Below are 17,568 nucleotides of genomic sequence, written 5' to 3'. Positions count from 1 at the left end.
GTCAGCGGCGCATGACCTTGCGGGCCAGGCGGGTTCCGAGCATCTGCACGAGATGCACGAACACGACGATGAGGACGATCGCCGCCCACATCACGAGCGGCTCGAACTGTCGGAAACCATAGATCTGGGCGAATGCGCCGAGGCCACCGCCACCGACGAGACCTGCCATCGCCGTCATGTCGATGAGCGCGACCACGATGAACGTGTAGCCCAGGATGAGCGGTCCGAGCGACTCCGGGATCGCCACCGTGAACAGGATGCGCCAGGGCCCTGCACCCATCGCACGCGCCGCCTCGATCACGCCGGGCGAGACCGAGATCAGATGCTGTTCGACGATCCGTCCGATCGCGAAGGCCGCGGCGAGACCGATGATGAAGGCACCCGCCGTCGTGCCGATGCCGACACCGACCACGGCACGGGCCAGCGGCTGCGCGACCACGAGGAAGATGATGAACGGGATGGGGCGGAAGAAGTTCACCACGAGGTTCGCGAACAGCGAGACCGGCTTGTTCTGCGCGAGGCCGCCCGGCCGCGTCACGTACAGGATGATGCCGATAGCGAGACCGAGCACGCCACCCAGCACGAGCGCGAAGGAGGTCATGTAGAGCGTCTCGAGGGCAGCCGCCCAGAATTCCGGCCACAGTTCGTTCAGGCGTTCCATCAGCGCGCCTCCTCTCCGGCGATCTCGGTCACTTCGACACGTCGGGCGATGCTCGCGAGGGCGCGATCGATCGCCGCGGCGTCACCGCGGATCGCGAGTGTCAGGTGCCCGAAGGCCCGTCCGCGGATGTCGTTGATGCCGCCGTAGACGAGCTCGAAGTCGAGGCCGGCACCGGCGAGATCGAGGAAGACCTGCGCCTGCGAGGAGTCGCCGTCGCGGAACGAGAACGTGACCAGGCGGCCCTGATGGCGCTCGCGGAGCACCGCCAGCTCTGCGGGTGACGGCACGCCCTTGACGACCGTTCCGACGAAACGCTGCGACGCCGGGTTCTGCGGCGCGGAGAAGACGTCGAAGACATCGCCGTGCTCGATCACGCGACCGTTCTCCATCACCGCCACCTTGGTCGCGATGGTCTGGATCACATCCATCTCGTGCGTGATGACGACGATCGTGACACCCTGCTCGCGATTGACGCGCTTCAGCAGATCGAGCACCTCGTGGGTGGTCTGCGGGTCGAGGGCGCTGGTGGCCTCGTCGGCGAGGAGGATCGCGGGCCCGGTGGCGAGGGCACGGGCGATGCCTACGCGCTGCTTCTGGCCGCCGGAGAGCTGTTCGGGATAGGCCTTCGCCTTGTCGGAGAGACCGACGAACGAGAGCAGTTCCGCCACACGTGTCTCGATATCGGCTTTCGACCAGCCGGCGAGCTTGAGCGGATACGCGATGTTGGACCTGACGCTCCGCGAGGAGAACAGGTTGAACTGCTGGAAGATCATGCCGATCCCGCCGCGGACCTTGCGCAGCTCGCTCTCCTTCAGCGCGGTGATGTCCACGCCGTCAACCGTGATGGTGCCGCTGGTGGCCGGTTCCAGTGCGTTGATCAGGCGCACGAGGGTCGACTTTCCCGCCCCGGAATAGCCGATGATCCCGAAGACGTCGCCCTTCTCGATCGAGAGGGAGACGTCGTCGACGGCCACGACCTCGGCGCCGTCACGGGTGCGGGGCGGGTACGTCTTGGACACGTTCGTCAGGGTGACGATCGGCATGTGGTGCTCCGGTCTGCTTCGGGAACGAAGAATCGGGTGACGCGTTTTCGCGCCACCCGATTCTCCCTCATCGGACGGGGTGGATCTCCCGCGTCCTACTTCTTCGCGTCGGCGTCCTTCTGGACCTTCGCGAGCGAGGCGACCAGGTCATCCACCGGCGTCTGCAGCGCCACGGCGGTGCCGCCCGACGACTCGAGAAGGCCCTTCTGGACGGCCTCGTTCGTCTGGAAGATCTCGACGAGCTTGAGGTAGGTCTCGTTGTCGGCGTCCTCCGCACGAGCGGCGAAGATGTTCACGTACGGCAGCGCGCTGGGATCCTCGGGGTCGTCCTGGGCGATCGCGTCTTCGAACGTGAGGCCGGCGTCCTGCACGAAGTCGTTGTTGATGATCGCAGCGGCGACGTCGGGCAGCGAGGTCGGGATGAGCGCGGCCTCGAGCGCCTTGACCTCGACCTTGGACTTGTCGGTGTCGATGTCGGCGAGGTCGGAGTACGGCGTGCCGCCGCTCTTGAGCTCGACGAGGCCGGCCTGCTGCAGCACGTTCAGCGCACGCGCCTGGTTGGAGGCGTCATCGGGGACGGCGACGGTCTCGCCCTCGGGGATGCTGTCGACGTCGTCGTACTTCTTCGAGTACAGACCGAGCGGGTAGATCGCGGTCGAGCCGATCGGGGTGAGGTCGGAACCCGAGGCGTTGTTGTACTCGGCGAGGTACACGATGTGCTGGAACTGGTTGAGGTCGATCTCCCCCTCGGTGAGCGCGGGGTTCGGCTGCTCGTAGGAGCCGAAGTCGACCAGCTCGACCGTGATCCCCTCTTCGGCTGCGGCGTCGACGAAGGCCGGCCACTGCTCGTCGCCCTTGCCGACGACGCCGATCTTGACGACCTCGTTCTCGGAGGACCCCTCGCTGCCGGATCCGGCATCGGACGACCCCGTGGCGCACCCGGCGAGCGCGACGAAGAGCGGGACCGCGGCGAGCGCGGCCAGGATGGAAGTGGTGCGGCGTGACATGTGAAGGAGTTCCTCTCTTGGGGGACTCGAATACGTTAGGCAGGCCGCGCGGCGCACGCGGAATCGAGTGTCACACGGCGTCACAGCGAGGCGTGGTCAGGGCCGCGGCACCCTCAGGGCCAGCTTGCCCACGTAGTGCTCTCCGAGCGCCCGGTGCGCCGTCGCGATCTCATCGGCGTCGAAGACGCGGGACACATGCGGTGAGATGTGACTCGACTCGATGACCTCGTTGAGACGCTGCAGTGCGGCGCGGCTGCGATCGCCGTCGTAGAAGGACACCCGATCGACGAGCTGCGCTGACGGCGGCGGGTTCACGCCGTGCGCCCACGCGATGCGGCCGGTGGGTGCGACTGCGCTCAGTGCCTCCTCGGCCGCCGTTCCTCCCGCCGTGACCAGCGCCCCGTCGAGCCCGTCCGGTGCGAAGCGCGCGATGGCCGCCGGCACGTCGTCACTCCGACCGTCGACGACCGCGTCGGCTCCGAGTCTGCTCGCGAGCGCGACTCCGTCCTGTCCCGAGGCCACGGCGAGGACACGAAGCCCTCGATGCTTGGCGAGCTGCACCGCGAGATGGCCGATCCCTCCGCTCGCGCCGAAGATCATCACGGCATCACCGGGACTCGCATCGATGGTGTCGAGTCCGCTCGTGGCCGTGAGCGCGTCCCAGGCCAGCACTCCTGCCTGCTCGTCGGTCAGACGGGCGGGCACCGGAGCGACGTGTTCCTGGTCGACCACGGCGTACTCGGCGTAGAACCCGCCTCTCGGGACGGGGGTCGAGGCGGCGTACACCCGGTCGCCCGGGGCGAAGCGCGTCACCTCGGCCCCGACCGCCTCGACGGTCCCCGCCCCTTCCCACCCGAGGATGTAGGGGAAGGTCGTCGGCACGCCGAATGCGCCTTCATAGTGACCCTCGCGCTCCTCTCGGTCCCACGACCCTAGCCCTGCGACATGGATGCGGATGAGCACGTCGCTGTCCCCGACCGTGGGGACCGGAACCGAGTGTTCATGCAGTTCCGTCTCGTCACCGAATCGATCGAGGATGAGGGCTTTCATCGTCGTGGGCATGGGACTCCTCGTTCTCATCGGTGGGTCCGGCTCTCGTACGCCCGGACGCTCAGTCGTAGTCCTCGATCCCCTGCAGGCGCACCTGCTCGAGGTCGAGGCGGGCGGAGATGCGACGCACCACGATGTCGTCGATGGTGCCGGCGCCGCGCAGTCCGAGCAGGACCTCGCGCTTGCGGTCGAGCAGGGCGAGCTTCAGGCGCGTGTGCTCCTCGTGTCGGACCAAGGGCGACCGCTGTGCCAGATCGACGTCGGCGGAGGTCGCGATGATCTGCAGTACGGTGCCGTCCGTGGCCTCTCCCTCCACGACCTGCGAGACGCCGCCTCCGGGCGCCGGGTCGCCACCGACGTCGGCGGTTCCCGCGCTGAGCGGGTCGGGCTCGCCGAGCATCTCGTCCAGCACGTCGGCCTCAGCGTCGACGAGGGCCTGCTCGCGGGCCAGCGACCGGGCGTTGGCGAACTCGAGCATCTGATACCCCTCCGATCGCACGCGATCCAGGACCTCCTGGCCCACACCGTGCTCGGCGGCCAGGTCGTCGAGGGCGGCGAGGGCGGCACCGGAGATCGCCCGCTCTGCGAGCTCGTACTCCTCGTCCTCGGCGTGGTCGACGGGGAACCGCGCCCATCGCACGATGGCGGGCAGCAGCGGACCCTGCACGAGCAGACTCAGCAGGATGACACCCGCCGTCACGAACACGATCTCGTCGCGACCGTTGATCGCGCCGCCCTGGGTGATGCTCGTCGGGACGGAGAGAGCGATGGCGAGGGAGACGGCACCGCGCATGCCGGCGACGGTGGAGACGGCCCTGGCCCGTGCTCTCGCGCCGGGCGCCGGACGCGGACCGCTCTGCCGCTGGAACACCACGTTCAGCAGCTGGAACACATAGCGCACCACCAGCAGCGTCGCCCAGACGGCGAGAGTGATGAGCACCAGGCGCCCGATCGCGGCGGCCGAGATCTCATGCGCGACGTACTGCACCTCGAGACCGATCAGCACGAACAGGGCGCCGTTGAGCAGGAAGACACCGAACGGCCACGCCGCATCCGCCTGGCGTCGCGACGAGGCGGTGGTCACCCGCGGAGAGACGTACGCGACGATGAGCCCCGCCACCACGACCGCCAGCACTCCGGAGGCGTGCACCATCTCGGCGGCGAGGAATGCGGTGAACGGGATCAGCAGCAGCGTGACGTTGATCACGATCGTCGACGAGGTGCGCCGCAGCAGGAGGTAGCCGAGAGCCGCGATGACCACGCCGGCGGCGATTCCACCGACGTAGGAGATCAGCACGTCGAGCGTCACCGACAGCGGGGTGATCTGGCCGCCGAGCGCGAGCGACATCGCGATCGCGTACAGCACCAGGGCCGTGCCGTCGTTGGTCAGGCTCTCGGCCTTCAACTTCATGAACATGCGGCGCGGCAGCAGACGCCCGAGGGCCGCGACGGCGGTGGCATCCGGTGGGGCGACCGCAGCGCCCAGGATGAGGGCGATCTCCCACGGCATCCCGAACAGCACACCGATGCCCGCGACCGCGAACGCCGAGGCGACCACCAGCACCGTGCTCATGGGCAGGATGTAACGGAAGTCGCGGCGGATCGACCGCAGGGACGTGGTGCGGCTCTCCCAGAAGAGCATCACCGGGAGGAACAGCAGCAGCACCGTCTCCGGGGGCAGCTGCACTTCGCGAAGCTGCGGCACGAAGCCCAGCAGCAGTCCGAAGATGACGAGGACGAGGGGCAGCGCGAGACGCACGCGCGGGGCGATCAGGGTTCCGACGAGAATCGTGAGTCCGAGCAGGACTGTTACTTCGAGGCCTTCCATCCCTACCTCCCAACAGCGGTGAGAGAAGGATATTCCTCCGTCAGCCGATCTCCTCGGTGAGTTCGAACCAGCGCAGCTCGAGCTCTTCGATCTCGGCCTGCTGCTCGCTGATCTTCTTCATGCGATCGCCCAGCCCCGCATAGTCGGACTGGTCGTGATCGGCCAGCGCGGTCTTGGCGGCGTTCACCTGCTGGGTGAGCTTCTGGATGCGGCGCTCGAGCGCGGAGATCTCCTTCTGCGCCGCGCGCAGCGCCGCTCCGTCCAGGCCCTTCGTCGCCGCCGCTGAGGTTGCCGTCGCTGCCGCCGTCGCGGTCTGCTTCGAGCCCGCGGACGACTGCAGTTCGCGCAGGCGGAGGTACTCGTCGACCCCGCCGGGGAGGTGGCGCAGATGGCCGTCCAGGATCGCATACTGCTGATCGGTGACGCGCTCCAGGAAGTACCGGTCGTGGCTGACGACGAGGAGGGTGCCGGACCACGAGTCGAGGAGATCCTCGATCGCGGCGAGCATGTCGGTGTCGAGGTCGTTGGTCGGCTCGTCGAGGATCAGCACGTTCGGCTGGTCGAGGAGCACGAGGAGCAGTTGCAGACGGCGCTGCTGTCCACCGGAGAGGTCCTTGACCGGGGTGGAGAGCTGAGCGGAGTCGAACCCGAGGCGCTCGAGGAGCTGCCCCGGCGTGAGGTCCTGCGCCTTCGAGCCCGCGCCCATCGTGTAGGAGGTGCGCAGGCCGGAGATGATCACGCGCACCGGGTCGTTCCAGTGCTGGGTGAGCTCGTCGAGCCGCTGCGTGAGGGTCTGCACCTTCACGGTCGTGCCGCGCTTGACCCGACCGACGGTGGGTTCGACGGTGCCGGAGATGAGGCCGAGCAGGGTCGACTTCCCCGCGCCGTTCACACCGAGGATGCCGGTGCGCTCACCCGGTGCGATGCGCCATTCGATGTCGCGCAGCACGACCTTCTCGCCGCCGTCCGCCGTCGGGTAGGTCACCCCGACGTCGAGCAGATCGACCACGTCCTTGCCGAGGCGTGAGACTGCGAGCGACTGCAGCGACACCTTGTCGCGGATCTCGGGAACGTCGGCGATGAGCTCGTTGGCCGCATCGATGCGGAACTTCGGCTTCGCGGTGCGGGCCGGGGCGCCACGACGGAGCCAGGCGAGCTCCTTCTTGGCGAGGTTCTGGCGCTTTGCCTCGGTGGCGGCCGCCATGCGGTCGCGTTCGACACGCTGCAGGATGTAGGCCGCATAGCCGCCCTCGAAGGGCTCGACGATGCGGTCGTGCACCTCCCAGGTCTCGGTGCAGACCTCGTCGAGGAACCACCGGTCGTGGGTCACGACCATGAGGGCGCCCGAGTTCGACGACCAGCGCCTCTTGAGGTGCCCGGCGAGCCACGTGATCGCCTCGACGTCGAGGTGGTTGGTCGGCTCGTCCAGCGCGATGACATCCCAGTCACCGGTCAGGAGCCTGGCGAGCGATACCCTGCGACGCTGTCCACCGCTGAGAGAGCCGATCTCGGCGTCCCACGGCAGATCGGTGAGCAGCCCCTCGATGACATCGCGCACCCGCGCGTCGCCCGCCCACTCGTACTCCGGGGTGTCGCCGACGACCGCGGCGCTGATCGTGAGGTCGTCCGGAAGATTGTCGGCCTGATCGAGCACCCCGATGCGCGTGCCGCCACGCACCGTGACGCGTCCGGAGTTCGGCTCCTTGATGCCGGCCAGCATGCCGAGGAGGCTCGACTTTCCGTCTCCGTTGCGGCCGACGATGCCGATGCGATCGCCCTCCTCGATGCCGAGGGTCACGGAGTCGAAGACGACCCTTGTCGGATATTCGAGGTGGAGGGCTTCAGCCCCGAGAAGATGTGCCATGTTCCCTCCAGGGTAGCCGCGCCCGGTGACGCCAGGACGACCGCCGCCGTCGGACCGCGGCGGGTGGCCGGATCGTCGTTCGGCTCCGCCCGATCTAAAATCGACGGGTGCCAAGGAATCGCCGGGTGTTCTCGCTCATGCTCGACAACCGCAGGGCGAAGCTGATGGAGTCGAGAAGGCGCCCAGGGCACTACGAGCTCAGTGTCGACGGGATCGCGCAGTCGGTGGTCTCGATGACCGACCCGACCACACTCGAGTACGCGTACACGCAGCACATCGCGAGAGCGATCGATGCCGCGGCTGAGCCCGGTGCACCGCTGTTCACCGTGCACCTGGGAGCCGGAGCGCTCACGCTGGCACGCTATGTCGAGGCCACGCGCCCCGGATCCCCGCAGCTCGTGGTCGAGTTCGAACCCGCGCTCTATGCCGCGGTGATCGCCGCGCTGCCCCTCCCGCCCGGCGCTGATCTGCGCGTCGTCTTCGGGGACGCGCGGGCCGTCGCGGACGCGGAACTCCCCCACACCGATCACCCCGACACAGATCACCCCGACACAGATCACCTCGACGCGGATCACCCTGACACGGACCGATCGGCGGTGCCGGAATCCCCTTCCCCGGGGCTCGGCGCCCCGACGACGGGTGGCAGTGCCGTCGACACCGATTGGGTGGATGCACGCTTCACCGTCGTCGACCTGTGGGACGCCGCGGTCATCCGACACCGTGTGGCCAGCCAGGAATTCTATCGTCGGGTCGCCGCCCGCTCCGCAGCAGGCGCCGTCGTGGCGGTGAACCTCCTCGACGGGCATCCGTTCGAGTATTCGCGGCGACAGGCGGCGACGCTGCGGTCGGTGTTCCAGAATGTCGCCGTCGTCCTGGACGCCGAGCCGGAAGATGATGAGGGGCCTCTCGGCAACGTCGTCGTGTTCGCGAGCGATGAGCCGCTGAGCGTCGTGATGGACCCCGACCTCCTCGGCGCACCGCGACCGCACATGCTGCACGACGCGTCCCTGACCGCATGGATCGACGGAGCCCGCATCATGACCGACGCGGACGGCACGGATTCCCCCGACCCCGACGACCCGATCTGGGACTAGGAGTCGACCCGATCCGGGACGAGGCGTCGAGCCGATCCGGGACTAGGCGTCGACCGGGGACCGGTCGGCCCGCGCATCGGGAGTGGGCGCTGAGACCGACCCGGCCGTGCGCAGGAAGACGATGATCCAACTGAAGATCAGCACCGCGGCGATCAGCTCGACCGCGGTGAGGTTGTAGTAGCCGACCGCGAAGAAGGCGGCGAGCAGGATGATCACCAGAACGTAGATCCAGCCGAACGCCACGAACACGCGCGGGATGCTCGGCAGGAACCACGGCAGCCCGACGACGATGATCCCGAAGACGACCGTCATGCCCGTCGCGACCGTGTTGTGCAGGAGGAAGAACTCGTCGACGGGGAAGAGCCCGACGCACGCGAGGAAGATCCCCATCAGGATGAGCCCGCCGCGCACCATGAACCGGCCGCGACGCTCCTCAGGGGTCTCGGCCGGCAGGCCGGCTGTGGCGTACCGGGAGATGGTCGTGACCATGATCCCGGCGATGACCAGCGTCACGTTGAAGGCGACGGACGCGCTGTTGGTGCTCATCCCGAGCGCGGAGAGGTTGTCACGCCACCAGTGCACATCGCTCGAGGCGAGCATGCTGGCGAACGCTCCGACCACGAGGAACACGGCGAGCACCAGCGAGAGCACCATGGGGTTGAGAGCGACCGCGCTGAGGAAGCAGACGTATCCGGTCAGGGCGAAGGCCACGGCCACCAGGATCGCTCCGGGGAGCGGGAACACCGGGGCGTCCGTGAAGCTCCGCTCGAGGAGTTCGGCGATGCCGAGCCAGCCGAGGCAGGCGATCGCCGCGTGGGCGAACGCGATGGCGGTGAGGTCGTACCAGCGCAGCCGATCACCCGGCACGCTGAAGCCGTCGCGGACCGCCTGCGGGTCGGGCCGTTCCGGTCGCACCGCGAACCGGCCGAGCGTGAACGCGATCACCGCGGTGATGGCCCCGCCGCATGCGGCGAAGACGCCGATCGACCCGCTGCCGCTGATCGCCAGGTCATGACCCCAGAACACCGGCAGGCCGATCGCGAACCCCGCGACGAAGAAGCCGGCACCGACGATGAGTGCCGTCGCCTCGAAGACCGCGGCGGACGTCTCCGGGCCGCGCACCTGTCTCAGCACCTGCACGACTCTGCTCGCCAGCGCGTTCATCCTCGTCCTTCCCGGTCCACATCATAGAAGGAGCGCAGATCCGGCGCGGCCGGTGGTACCATCACGGAACGGATCGTATACAACGTCGTCGTTCCACCACCCGAGGTGATCAGTCATGAACGGTGCACCCGCTGCCCCCGCCGAATCGGTATCGACTCTCGTCGCGCGCAACATCAGTGATTTCAGAGCCGCCGTCTCCGAGTCCTTCGTCCCGCTGCAGGTCTCCACGGCAGGGCCCGACCACTTCCGCGGCGTCATCCGTGGTGCGTCCGTCGACGAGGTCCACGTGACCGAAGTGCGCGCCACATCGCACATCGTCGAGCGCACCCCGGAGCTGATCGCCAGGAGCGACCGGTCCTACTTCAAGCTCAGCCTGATGCTCGCCGGCACCGGCCTGTTGATCCAGGACGATCGGGAGGCCGTGCTCCAGGCCGGGGATCTCGCGGTGTACGACACCGATCGGCCGTACTCGCTCGTCTTCGACGAGGGGTTCCCCACGATGGTCGTCATGTTCCCGAAGCACCTCCTGAGCCTTCCCCCCGACGTGGTCGGCCAGCTCACCGCCGTGCGCATCTCCGGGCAGGAGGGTCTGGGCGGCATGGTCGTGCCGTACCTCACCCAGCTCGCCGGGAACCTCGACCAGCTCGCCGGTGCCACCGGGGCACGCCTCGCGCACAGCGCCCTCGTCTCCACGGTCTTCACCCGCGAGCTCGGGCTCGACGGTGTCTCGGCGGATCCGCATCGCGCGCTCGTGCAGCGCATCCGCTCCCACATCGACCGGAACCTCGCGTCGACCGACCTCGGTCCCGCATCGATCGCCTCGGCACACTTCATCTCGACCCGTCACCTGCACGGCCTGTTCCAGGAGCAGGGTGTGACCGTGTCGACGTGGATCCGCACGCGCCGTCTCGAACAGTGCCGCCGCGATCTGCTCGACCCGATGCTCGCCGACCGACCCGTGGCCGCGATCGCCGCCCGCTGGGGCTTCGTCGACGCGGCGCACTTCAGCCGCGCATTCAAGTCGGCATTCGGGATCTCCCCCAGCGAGTACCGCGCCGCACACTGAGCGCGACCCGAGGACTCACCGTGCGGGACCGGTGATCGATGCGCGCGGAATCGCCGTCACGACCGCTTGCCCTGGACGGCACGCCGGTTGACTCTCGGCGCGCGATGGGCCTCGCGACCTTGAGCCCCTGAGGGCGTCGGACCGAGCATGAGGCAAGCGCATCGCGACGACGCGGTGCCCGGGGCGAAGAGGCCCTGCCGTGTGCGACGTCTGGACCCGCATGACCGACATCACGACCGACCCGGCACTGGATGAATGGCGAACCTACGATGAGTTCGCCGCCGGGATCGACACCTTCCGCCTGCCGAGCACGCTGCTCGCCGGAACCTCCTTGACGCTGACCCTCGACGACGGCGGCACGCTCTCGCTGCGCTTCGACGAGGAGACCGTCACCTGGGAGGGCTTCGGGGTCGGCGGCACGGACCCGTATGACGCCGTCCGTGTGCGCGAGGACGTCGTGTTCATCAACATCCCGTTCGAGAGCCGGGAGCGCGAGGCCCTGACGGTCGTGGTCTCCTCCTCCACGCATCGGGCGACCGTCATCCGCTCCCGCATCGCCTCCGAGGCCGTCGAGGGCACTCCGCAGGTCGGACAGGACTTCTGGGCGGCCACGACGGATGCGGGACCGGCCACCGGCGAGGTCCCCGGCCCCAGCCGCGACCTGATCGGCAAGCGCAACATCTACCGTTACAGCCCGTACCACCTGTACGAGCACGTGTACGTGTCGAGCCAGCGGTACGCGTGGCAGTGCCTCGAGGGCGTGCAGCGCGGTCACGGCGACATGGACCTGTCGACCGTCTGGAAGTTCGCCGACGGCCTGTACCTGTTCTGCTTCCGCGAGTTCCGCATCGCCGTCGCGAGCGTGTGGCTGCACGACCTCGGCTACCAGCTGATGACGACCGGGATCTTCCTCGGGCTGAACGGCGATGGCGACTCCGAGCACTCCAGGGCCGGCGGGCACATCTACCCGCTCGGCTCGGTCGCCTATCCCGACGCGCAGCCCGTCTGATCGACAGCGAGAACAGGAGACACCATGGGCAATGCCGACATCATTCGCGAACACTACGCGGCGAGCGACCGCCGCGACCTCGACGGGATGCTCGCGCCGTTCGCACCCGATGTGCAGTGGACCGAGGCCGCCGGCTTCCCGTACGCGGGAACCTACATCGGCCCCGACGCGGTGGCCGCCAACGTGTTCCAGCGCATCCAGGAGGACTGGGACGACTACACCGTGGCCATCGACGAGGTCCTCGACGCCGGCGATGCGGTCGTGGGCATCGGCACCTACTCCGGCACCTATCGGCGCACCGGCCGCTTCTTCGCCGCACGGGTGGCCCATGTGTGGCGCCTGGCGGACGGCAAGGTCGTGGCCTTCGAGCAGTTCACCGACACCGAGCTCGTGTCCCGCGCACTGCGCGACTGAGCGACGCCACCCCATCACTGCGCGACACGAACGGCACGCACAGCACGATCCGAACACGAGAGGCAGGAACCACATGAACAAGCGCGCATCAGGCGCCGCGGCACTCATCGCCGTGGCAGCCCTCGCCCTGGCCGGCTGCGCCGGAGGAGACGGCGGATCCGGTGGGGGCGACGGAGCCCCGATCGTGGTCGGGTCCATCAACACCATCAGCGGGCCGGCCACCTTCCCCGAGGCCTCCCAGGCGGCGGCCGCGGTCTTCGACGCCTTCAACGACGCCGGAGGACTGGACGGCCGCAAGATCGACTACAAGACCCTCGATGACAAGGGCGACCCCGCCACGGCGACCGCCTCGGCCAGGGAACTGGTCGGTAGCGACGGCGCCGTCGCGCTGGTCGGCTCCGCGAGCCTGATCGAGTGCGAGATCAACGCCAAGTACTACGAGCAGGAGAGCATCCTGTCGATGCCGGGAATCGGCGTCGACACCGGCTGCTTCGACAGCGAGAACATCTCGCCGGCGAACGTCGGCCCGTTCAACGACATGACCCTCACGCTGCAGTACGGATCCGAGGTGCTCGGGCTCGACGACATCTGCATCCTGCTGGAGATCGCCGGCTCCACCCGGCCGACCTACCAGGCCGCCATCGACAAGTGGTCGGAGATCACCGGCAAGGAGCCGAAGTACGTCGACGACACCGTCCCGTACGGCGCATCCGACTACACCCCGTACATCGTCAAGGCGCGCGAGGCCGGCTGCAAGGCCCTCGCGATCAACCCCGTCGAGCCGGACGCGATCGGTCAGGTCAAGGCCGCGAACGCCCAGGGCTGGGACGACGTCACCTGGCTGTACCTGACGAGCGTCTACAGCGAGAATTTCGCCGAGGCCGTGGACGATGCGGGAGCCGGCATCTACGTTCCCGCCGAGTTCTACCCGTTCACGGACGACAGCGAGATCAACGCCGACTGGCGCACCCTGATGGAGGACAACGACATCCCGCTGACGTCGTTCAGTCAGGGCGGCTACCTCGCGGCGACCTACTTCATCGAGGTGCTCAAGGGCATCGACGGCGACATCATCCGTGAGAGCGTCTCCGAGGCGCTGAAGAACATGGAGCCGATCGAGAACCCGATGGTCGGCACGCCCTACGCGTTCGGCACGCAGAACACCGCGGGCTGGCCGATCATCCTCAAGTCCGGAACCCACGCCTGGGAGCAGGTCGCCGACGACTGGCTCCGCATCGGCGAGTAGTCCACCAGACCGCCTGCCGCCGGGCGCATTACCGGCGGCAGGCACCTTCCCCCTCCCCCTCGGAACAGAAAGGACGCCCATGCTGCAAGGTGCCATCGCGGGGCTCGCCGCCGGCGGTCTCTACGCGGTTCTCGGCGTATGCCTGACGCTCATGTCCCGGCTCGTGCGGGTCGTGAACTTCGCCCAGGCCGCGACCGGCATGTTCGGCGGCTTCACAGCCGTGTGGTTCGTGCGCGAACTGGGGCTGCCCATCTGGGTCGGTTCCGTGCTCGGGGTGCTCGTGGCAGGGCTGCTGGCCGCGGCGATCGGCTTCATCGCTGCGACGTGGCTGTCCGAAGCGTCGACCACGACCCGCTCGGCGATGACCGTCGGCCCGCTGCTGCTGCTGATCTCGATGTCGTTCATCCTGTTCGGCAACAAACCGCAGCCGTTCGCGCCGATCATCGCCGGGCCCGCTTTCACGATCGGCGGCGTCGTCGTCAGCCAGGTCACGGTCGCAACCGTCGCGATGGCGATCGTGACGGCCATCGCCGTGCGCATCGTCCTGCGTCGCACCAGAGTCGGAACGCAGCTGCGCGCCCTCTCCGAGCGCCCCACGACGGCCGAGCTGCTCGGCATCCGCTCGCGGCCGCTCTCCATCGCGGTGTGGTTCGTCACGGGTGTGATCAGCGCGATCGCGATCATCATCGTGGCGCCGTCGCAGTCCAACGACGCGACGAGCCTGTCGATGCTCATCGTGCCCGCCGCCGCGGCCGCGCTCCTCGGCGGCTTCCGCCGTCTCGACCTCGCCGTCGCCGGCGGACTCATCCTCGGCGTGCTCGGCGGACTCGTCGCCCAGATCGACGAGGTCGCGCTGGTGCGCAACTTCCTCCCGTTCCTGTTCATCGTCGTCCTGCTGCTCTGGACGCAGCGCAAGGAGGTGTGGGATGCCGCTCGTTGACCGCCCCTGGTTCCGGGTCACCTGGCCGTTCGCCGTCGCCCTCGTCGGCATCGGGGTCGGTGCGATCCTCAGCTCGGCCTTGCCCGGGTATTTCGTCTTCCTCGCCATCAGCGCGGTCACCGCCGCCATCGCCATCCTCGGCCTCGGCATCGTGACCGGCTCCGCAGGGATGATCGCCCTGTGCCAGCTCACGTTCGCAGCCGTCGGCGCCTGGATCGTGTCGCTGCTCAACGTTGTGCAGGCGCCGGGAGGATTCCTCCTATGGCTGATCCTCGGCGGTGTCGCGGCGGGGCTCGTCGGCATCCTGGTCGGCCTTCCCGCCCTGCGGCTGCGGGGGGTGAACCTGGCGGTCGTGACCCTCGGCTTCGCCGCAGCGGCCGACGTCACGCTGGTGCAGATCCAGTTCCCCGGCTCGGCGGACGGCACGGCCATCGAACGACCGGAGATGTTCTCGAACGACCGCGAGTTCTTCTTCCTGTCCATCGTCGTGCTCGCGGTCTGCGCCCTCGGAGTGTTCTTCCTGCAGCGGGGCCGCTGGGGGTCGAGCTGGAAGGCCGTGGCATTCTCCGAACGGGGAACCGCCGCCTCGGGGCAGAGCGTGCAGGCGGCCAAGCTGACCGCCTTCGCCGTCTCCGCGGCCCTCGGCGGCATCTCGGGTGGGCTGCTGGCCGGTCAGGTGCAGCTGCCGTTCGCGTCGAGCTTCACGCCGCTGCAGTCCCTCGCGCTCTACGTGCTGGCGATCATGTCCGGCGCCCACCTGATCGACATGGCGATCTTCGGCGGGCTGCTCTGGGTGCTCGTTCCCGAGCTGCTCAAGCGCTGGGGTGTGCCGCAGGACTGGGCTTTCGTCGTCTTCGGCGTGCTGGGCGTGCAGGCTCTCACCAGCGGGACCAACCTCGGCCAGGGCATCCGCAACCTGCTCTACCGCCGCGCGGACCGGCGAACCGCGAACGCGCAGCTCACCGCCCTGCCGGCCGATGCCGGAGCCGATGCCTCGGCCGTCACGACGACGACAACGGCCACGGTCGACGATGCGGACCTGCGTGGTGCGCCCGTGCTCACCGTGGAGGGTCTCACCGTGCAGTTCGGCGCACTCAAGGCACTGGACGATGTGTCGTTCCAGGTGCCGGCCGCATCGATCATGGGGCTGATCGGGCCCAACGGCGCAGGGAAGTCGACCTTCGTCGACGCGATCAGCGGCTTCCTGCCGAAGCACGGAGGACGTGTGCTGCTCGGCGACCGCGACCTGGCCGGCCTCTCCCCCACCCGTCGCGCGAGATTGGGGCTGCGGCGCACGTTCCAGCAGGATCGGGTCCCGCCCGCGCTCACGGTCGGCGCCTACGTGCGGTTCGTAGCCAGACGCCGGCTCGCGAAGGCCGACATCGACGAGGTGCTGGAGTTCTTCGGCTGCCCTCCCTCCCGCGCGCGCCTGTCGAGCGTCGACGTCGGCACCCGGAGGCTCGTGGAGGTCGCCGCGAACGTCGCCGCCCGACCCCGTCTGCTGATCCTCGACGAACCCGCTGCCGGCCTGTCGCACGAGGAGCACCTGGCGCTCGCGGCACGTCTGCGAGACCTGCCGGCGCGCTACGGCGTCGCGCTGATCATCATCGAGCACGACCTCGACCTCGTGCGCTCCGTATGCCCCACTCTGACCGTGCTCGACTTCGGTCGGGTGCTGGCAAGCGGGCCGCAGGCCGAGGTGCTCGCGAACCCCGACGTGGTGAAGGCCTACATGGGAGAGACGGAGCTGCTGACATGAGCGAACTCGTGCTGGACGCCGTGACGGTGAGTCGCGGAGCCGGACCTGTCATCTCCGACGTCTCGCTGCGGGTCGCCGGCGGCGAGGTGCTGGCCCTGGTCGGCCCCAACGGTGCGGGGAAGACGAGTCTGATCGAATCCGTCTCCGGTGTGACCCCTCACTCCGCGGGGACGATCACCCTGGACGGCGAACCCATCGACCGGCTCTCCCGCGTCACGAGGGCGCGCCGCGGCATCGTGCACATCGAGCAGGGCCGTGCCGTCTTCCCGTCGCTGACCGTGCGGGAGAACCTCTCGCTCACAGCGCGCACCCCTTCGGAGTTCGACGCCGTCCTGGCGCAGTTCCCCGAACTCGAGAAACGCATCGACGCCCCCACCGCCCTGCTGTCGGGTGGGGAGCAGCAGATGGTCGTGCTGGCCAGGGCATTCGCCGCGAAACCCCGCATCCTGCTGATCGACGAGATGTCGCTCGGCCTCGCCCCCGTCGTCTTCCTGAGGCTGATGCCGATCGTGCAGTCCATCGCCGAGTCCGGGGTCGGGGTGCTGCTGGTCGAGCAGTTCACCCAGCTCGCTCTCGGGTTGGCCGAGGAAGCGGTGGTCGTCGCCGGCGGGCGCGTCTCGTTCCAGGGCACGGCGCAGGCACTGCAGGAGGACCCCGCTTTGCTGCACCGGGCCTACCTCGGCGGCTGAGCACGTGTCGGGGGTCGAGCGACCGTCGGCGATCACCGGGACGTGGGGATTAGCCTGAGAGGATGACCCAGACCATCCACGCCCGCGCTGCCCTCCTCGACATGGACGGCACCCTCGTCGACTCGACCGCCGTGGTGGAGCGGCTGTGGCTGGCCTGGGCGGAGCCGCACGGGATCGCCCCCGAGACGGTGCTGAGTGTGGTGCACGGACGTCAGGGTCACCAGAGCATGGCGATCATGCTGCCCGAGCGCGATCACGCGATCAACCTCCGCGAGAACGAGGTCATGCTCGCGAACGAGGCTTCCGACGTGGAAGGCGTCATCATGATCCCCGGCGCCGACGGTCTGCTCGATGCTCTGCAGCCCTTCGCCCACGCGATCGTGACCTCCGCCAACGTCGCCTTGATGACCGCGCGGATGCGTCAGGCCGGGCTGACCGTGCCCGCCCTCGCCGTGACGGCCGAGAACGTGTCCGCGTCGAAGCCCGACCCTGAGGGCTTCCTCCTCGCTGCGCGCACGCTGGGCGTCGACCCCGCGGACTGCCTCGTGTTCGAGGACTCCGGCGCCGGGATCCAGGCCGCCCACGCCGCGGGCATGCGAGTGATCGGAGTCGGCCCGCACGCCGCCGCCCACGCCCCGACCGCGCACGTGGACGACCTCACGCAGGTGTCGATCGCCGCCGTCGACGACGGCTTCGAGCTCCGGATCGGCTGAGCGGTCCGGAGCTCACACCTG

16 protein-coding genes are annotated in these 17,568 nt (G+C 68.7%); 9 read left to right on the top strand and 7 right to left on the bottom strand.

All coding sequences use genetic code 11. The features are described 5' to 3' along the window. Position 1: 1 nt before the first annotated feature. The 6 genes from FFS56_RS11925 to FFS56_RS11900 form a co-directional block, all read right to left on the bottom strand. Entirely contained in the window at positions 2–661 is a 660-nt protein-coding gene (locus tag FFS56_RS11925) for a methionine ABC transporter permease (RefSeq protein WP_046748904.1), read from the bottom strand. After that, the gene (locus FFS56_RS11920; protein ID WP_127011937.1) at positions 661–1,704 is read right to left on the bottom strand and encodes a methionine ABC transporter ATP-binding protein; all 1,044 of its coding nucleotides are present in this window, start codon (positions 1,702–1,704) and stop codon (positions 661–663) included. Before FFS56_RS11920 ends, FFS56_RS11925 begins: the two co-directional genes overlap by 1 nt. 95 nt (positions 1,705–1,799) lie before the next feature. Next, a complete protein-coding gene (locus FFS56_RS11915; RefSeq protein ID WP_046748902.1) occupies positions 1,800–2,711 on the bottom strand; it encodes a MetQ/NlpA family ABC transporter substrate-binding protein in 912 nt (303 codons plus the stop codon). Between the two features lie 96 nt (positions 2,712–2,807). Then, entirely contained in the window at positions 2,808–3,773 is a 966-nt protein-coding gene (locus FFS56_RS11910) for an NADP-dependent oxidoreductase (RefSeq protein ID WP_082108701.1), read from the bottom strand. Positions 3,774–3,822: 49 nt separating this feature from the next. Further along, positions 3,823–5,589, bottom strand: a complete 1,767-nt coding sequence (locus FFS56_RS11905; protein ID WP_137772059.1) for a Na+/H+ antiporter — start codon at positions 5,587–5,589, stop codon at positions 3,823–3,825. Positions 5,590–5,629: 40 nt separating this feature from the next. Continuing rightward, positions 5,630–7,453 (bottom strand): ABC-F family ATP-binding cassette domain-containing protein, encoded by a 1,824-nt coding sequence (locus tag FFS56_RS11900; protein ID WP_127011935.1) that lies wholly within the window; start codon positions 7,451–7,453, stop codon positions 5,630–5,632. Positions 7,454–7,560: 107 nt separating this feature from the next. Between FFS56_RS11900 and FFS56_RS11895 the strand changes: the two genes are divergently transcribed. Then, positions 7,561–8,547, top strand: coding sequence for a hypothetical protein (locus FFS56_RS11895; RefSeq protein WP_127011934.1), 987 nt, complete (start codon positions 7,561–7,563; stop codon positions 8,545–8,547). 42 nt (positions 8,548–8,589) lie between these two features. On the opposite strand, the gene FFS56_RS11890 is transcribed toward FFS56_RS11895, so the two are convergent. Continuing rightward, on the bottom strand, positions 8,590–9,711 hold the full coding sequence (locus FFS56_RS11890; protein WP_046748898.1) for a DUF998 domain-containing protein: 1,122 nt from the start codon (positions 9,709–9,711) through the stop codon (positions 8,590–8,592). Between the two features lie 115 nt (positions 9,712–9,826). On the opposite strand from FFS56_RS11890, the gene FFS56_RS11885 reads away from it, so the two are divergent. From FFS56_RS11885 to FFS56_RS11850, 8 genes are all read left to right on the top strand, one after another. Further along, the gene (locus FFS56_RS11885) at positions 9,827–10,777 is read left to right on the top strand and encodes a helix-turn-helix domain-containing protein (RefSeq protein ID WP_137772060.1); all 951 of its coding nucleotides are present in this window, start codon (positions 9,827–9,829) and stop codon (positions 10,775–10,777) included. A 220-nt stretch (positions 10,778–10,997) separates the two neighbouring features. After that, positions 10,998–11,786 (top strand): MoaF C-terminal domain-containing protein, encoded by a 789-nt coding sequence (locus tag FFS56_RS11880; protein WP_046748896.1) that lies wholly within the window; start codon positions 10,998–11,000, stop codon positions 11,784–11,786. Between the two features lie 24 nt (positions 11,787–11,810). Then, positions 11,811–12,200, top strand: coding sequence for a nuclear transport factor 2 family protein (locus FFS56_RS11875; protein WP_127011933.1), 390 nt, complete (start codon positions 11,811–11,813; stop codon positions 12,198–12,200). 73 nt (positions 12,201–12,273) lie between these two features. Then, positions 12,274–13,446, top strand: a complete 1,173-nt coding sequence (locus FFS56_RS11870) for an ABC transporter substrate-binding protein (RefSeq protein WP_127011932.1) — start codon at positions 12,274–12,276, stop codon at positions 13,444–13,446. 79 nt (positions 13,447–13,525) lie between these two features. Continuing rightward, positions 13,526–14,386, top strand: a complete 861-nt coding sequence (locus FFS56_RS11865) for a branched-chain amino acid ABC transporter permease (RefSeq protein ID WP_046748893.1) — start codon at positions 13,526–13,528, stop codon at positions 14,384–14,386. Further along, positions 14,373–16,145, top strand: a complete 1,773-nt coding sequence (locus tag FFS56_RS11860; RefSeq protein WP_046748892.1) for an ATP-binding cassette domain-containing protein — start codon at positions 14,373–14,375, stop codon at positions 16,143–16,145. Before FFS56_RS11865 ends, FFS56_RS11860 begins: the two co-directional genes overlap by 14 nt. Then, on the top strand, positions 16,142–16,834 hold the full coding sequence (locus tag FFS56_RS11855; RefSeq protein ID WP_061017206.1) for an ATP-binding cassette domain-containing protein: 693 nt from the start codon (positions 16,142–16,144) through the stop codon (positions 16,832–16,834). The genes FFS56_RS11860 and FFS56_RS11855 overlap by 4 nt, the downstream gene beginning before the upstream one ends. A 62-nt stretch (positions 16,835–16,896) precedes the next feature. Then, positions 16,897–17,547 carry an HAD-IA family hydrolase gene (locus FFS56_RS11850; protein WP_046748890.1) on the top strand — a complete coding sequence of 217 codons (651 nt, stop codon included), beginning with the start codon at positions 16,897–16,899 and terminating at the stop codon, positions 17,545–17,547. Positions 17,548–17,568 lie beyond the last annotated feature (21 nt).

This window comes from Microbacterium sp. Beta (assembly GCF_005502545.1).
GTDB classification, from domain to species: domain Bacteria; phylum Actinomycetota; class Actinomycetes; order Actinomycetales; family Microbacteriaceae; genus Microbacterium; species Microbacterium oxydans.
Note: the sequence above shows the minus strand (reverse complement) of the source record. Positions and strands in the feature narration are given on the sequence as shown.

Bases quoted from the DNA above. Each gene is read 5' to 3' on its own strand.
- FFS56_RS11870 (WP_127011932.1), top strand. From the start codon at position 12,274: ATGAACAAGCGCGCATCAGGCGCCGCGGCACTCATCGCCGTGGCAGCC.
- FFS56_RS11915 (WP_046748902.1), bottom strand. From the start codon at position 2,711: ATGTCACGCCGCACCACTTCCATCCTGGCCGCGCTCGCCGCGGTCCCG.
- FFS56_RS11925 (WP_046748904.1), bottom strand. From the start codon at position 661: ATGGAACGCCTGAACGAACTGTGGCCGGAATTCTGGGCGGCTGCCCTC.
- FFS56_RS11850 (WP_046748890.1), top strand. From the start codon at position 16,897: ATGACCCAGACCATCCACGCCCGCGCTGCCCTCCTCGACATGGACGGC.
- FFS56_RS11890 (WP_046748898.1), bottom strand. From the start codon at position 9,711: ATGAACGCGCTGGCGAGCAGAGTCGTGCAGGTGCTGAGACAGGTGCGC.
- FFS56_RS11855 (WP_061017206.1), top strand. From the start codon at position 16,142: ATGAGCGAACTCGTGCTGGACGCCGTGACGGTGAGTCGCGGAGCCGGA.
- FFS56_RS11875 (WP_127011933.1), top strand. From the start codon at position 11,811: ATGGGCAATGCCGACATCATTCGCGAACACTACGCGGCGAGCGACCGC.
- FFS56_RS11885 (WP_137772060.1), top strand. From the start codon at position 9,827: ATGAACGGTGCACCCGCTGCCCCCGCCGAATCGGTATCGACTCTCGTC.
- FFS56_RS11905 (WP_137772059.1), bottom strand. From the start codon at position 5,589: ATGGAAGGCCTCGAAGTAACAGTCCTGCTCGGACTCACGATTCTCGTC.
- FFS56_RS11910 (WP_082108701.1), bottom strand. From the start codon at position 3,773: ATGCCCACGACGATGAAAGCCCTCATCCTCGATCGATTCGGTGACGAG.
- FFS56_RS11865 (WP_046748893.1), top strand. From the start codon at position 13,526: ATGCTGCAAGGTGCCATCGCGGGGCTCGCCGCCGGCGGTCTCTACGCG.
- FFS56_RS11920 (WP_127011937.1), bottom strand. From the start codon at position 1,704: ATGCCGATCGTCACCCTGACGAACGTGTCCAAGACGTACCCGCCCCGC.
- FFS56_RS11900 (WP_127011935.1), bottom strand. From the start codon at position 7,453: ATGGCACATCTTCTCGGGGCTGAAGCCCTCCACCTCGAATATCCGACA.
- FFS56_RS11860 (WP_046748892.1), top strand. From the start codon at position 14,373: ATGCCGCTCGTTGACCGCCCCTGGTTCCGGGTCACCTGGCCGTTCGCC.
- FFS56_RS11880 (WP_046748896.1), top strand. From the start codon at position 10,998: ATGACCGACATCACGACCGACCCGGCACTGGATGAATGGCGAACCTAC.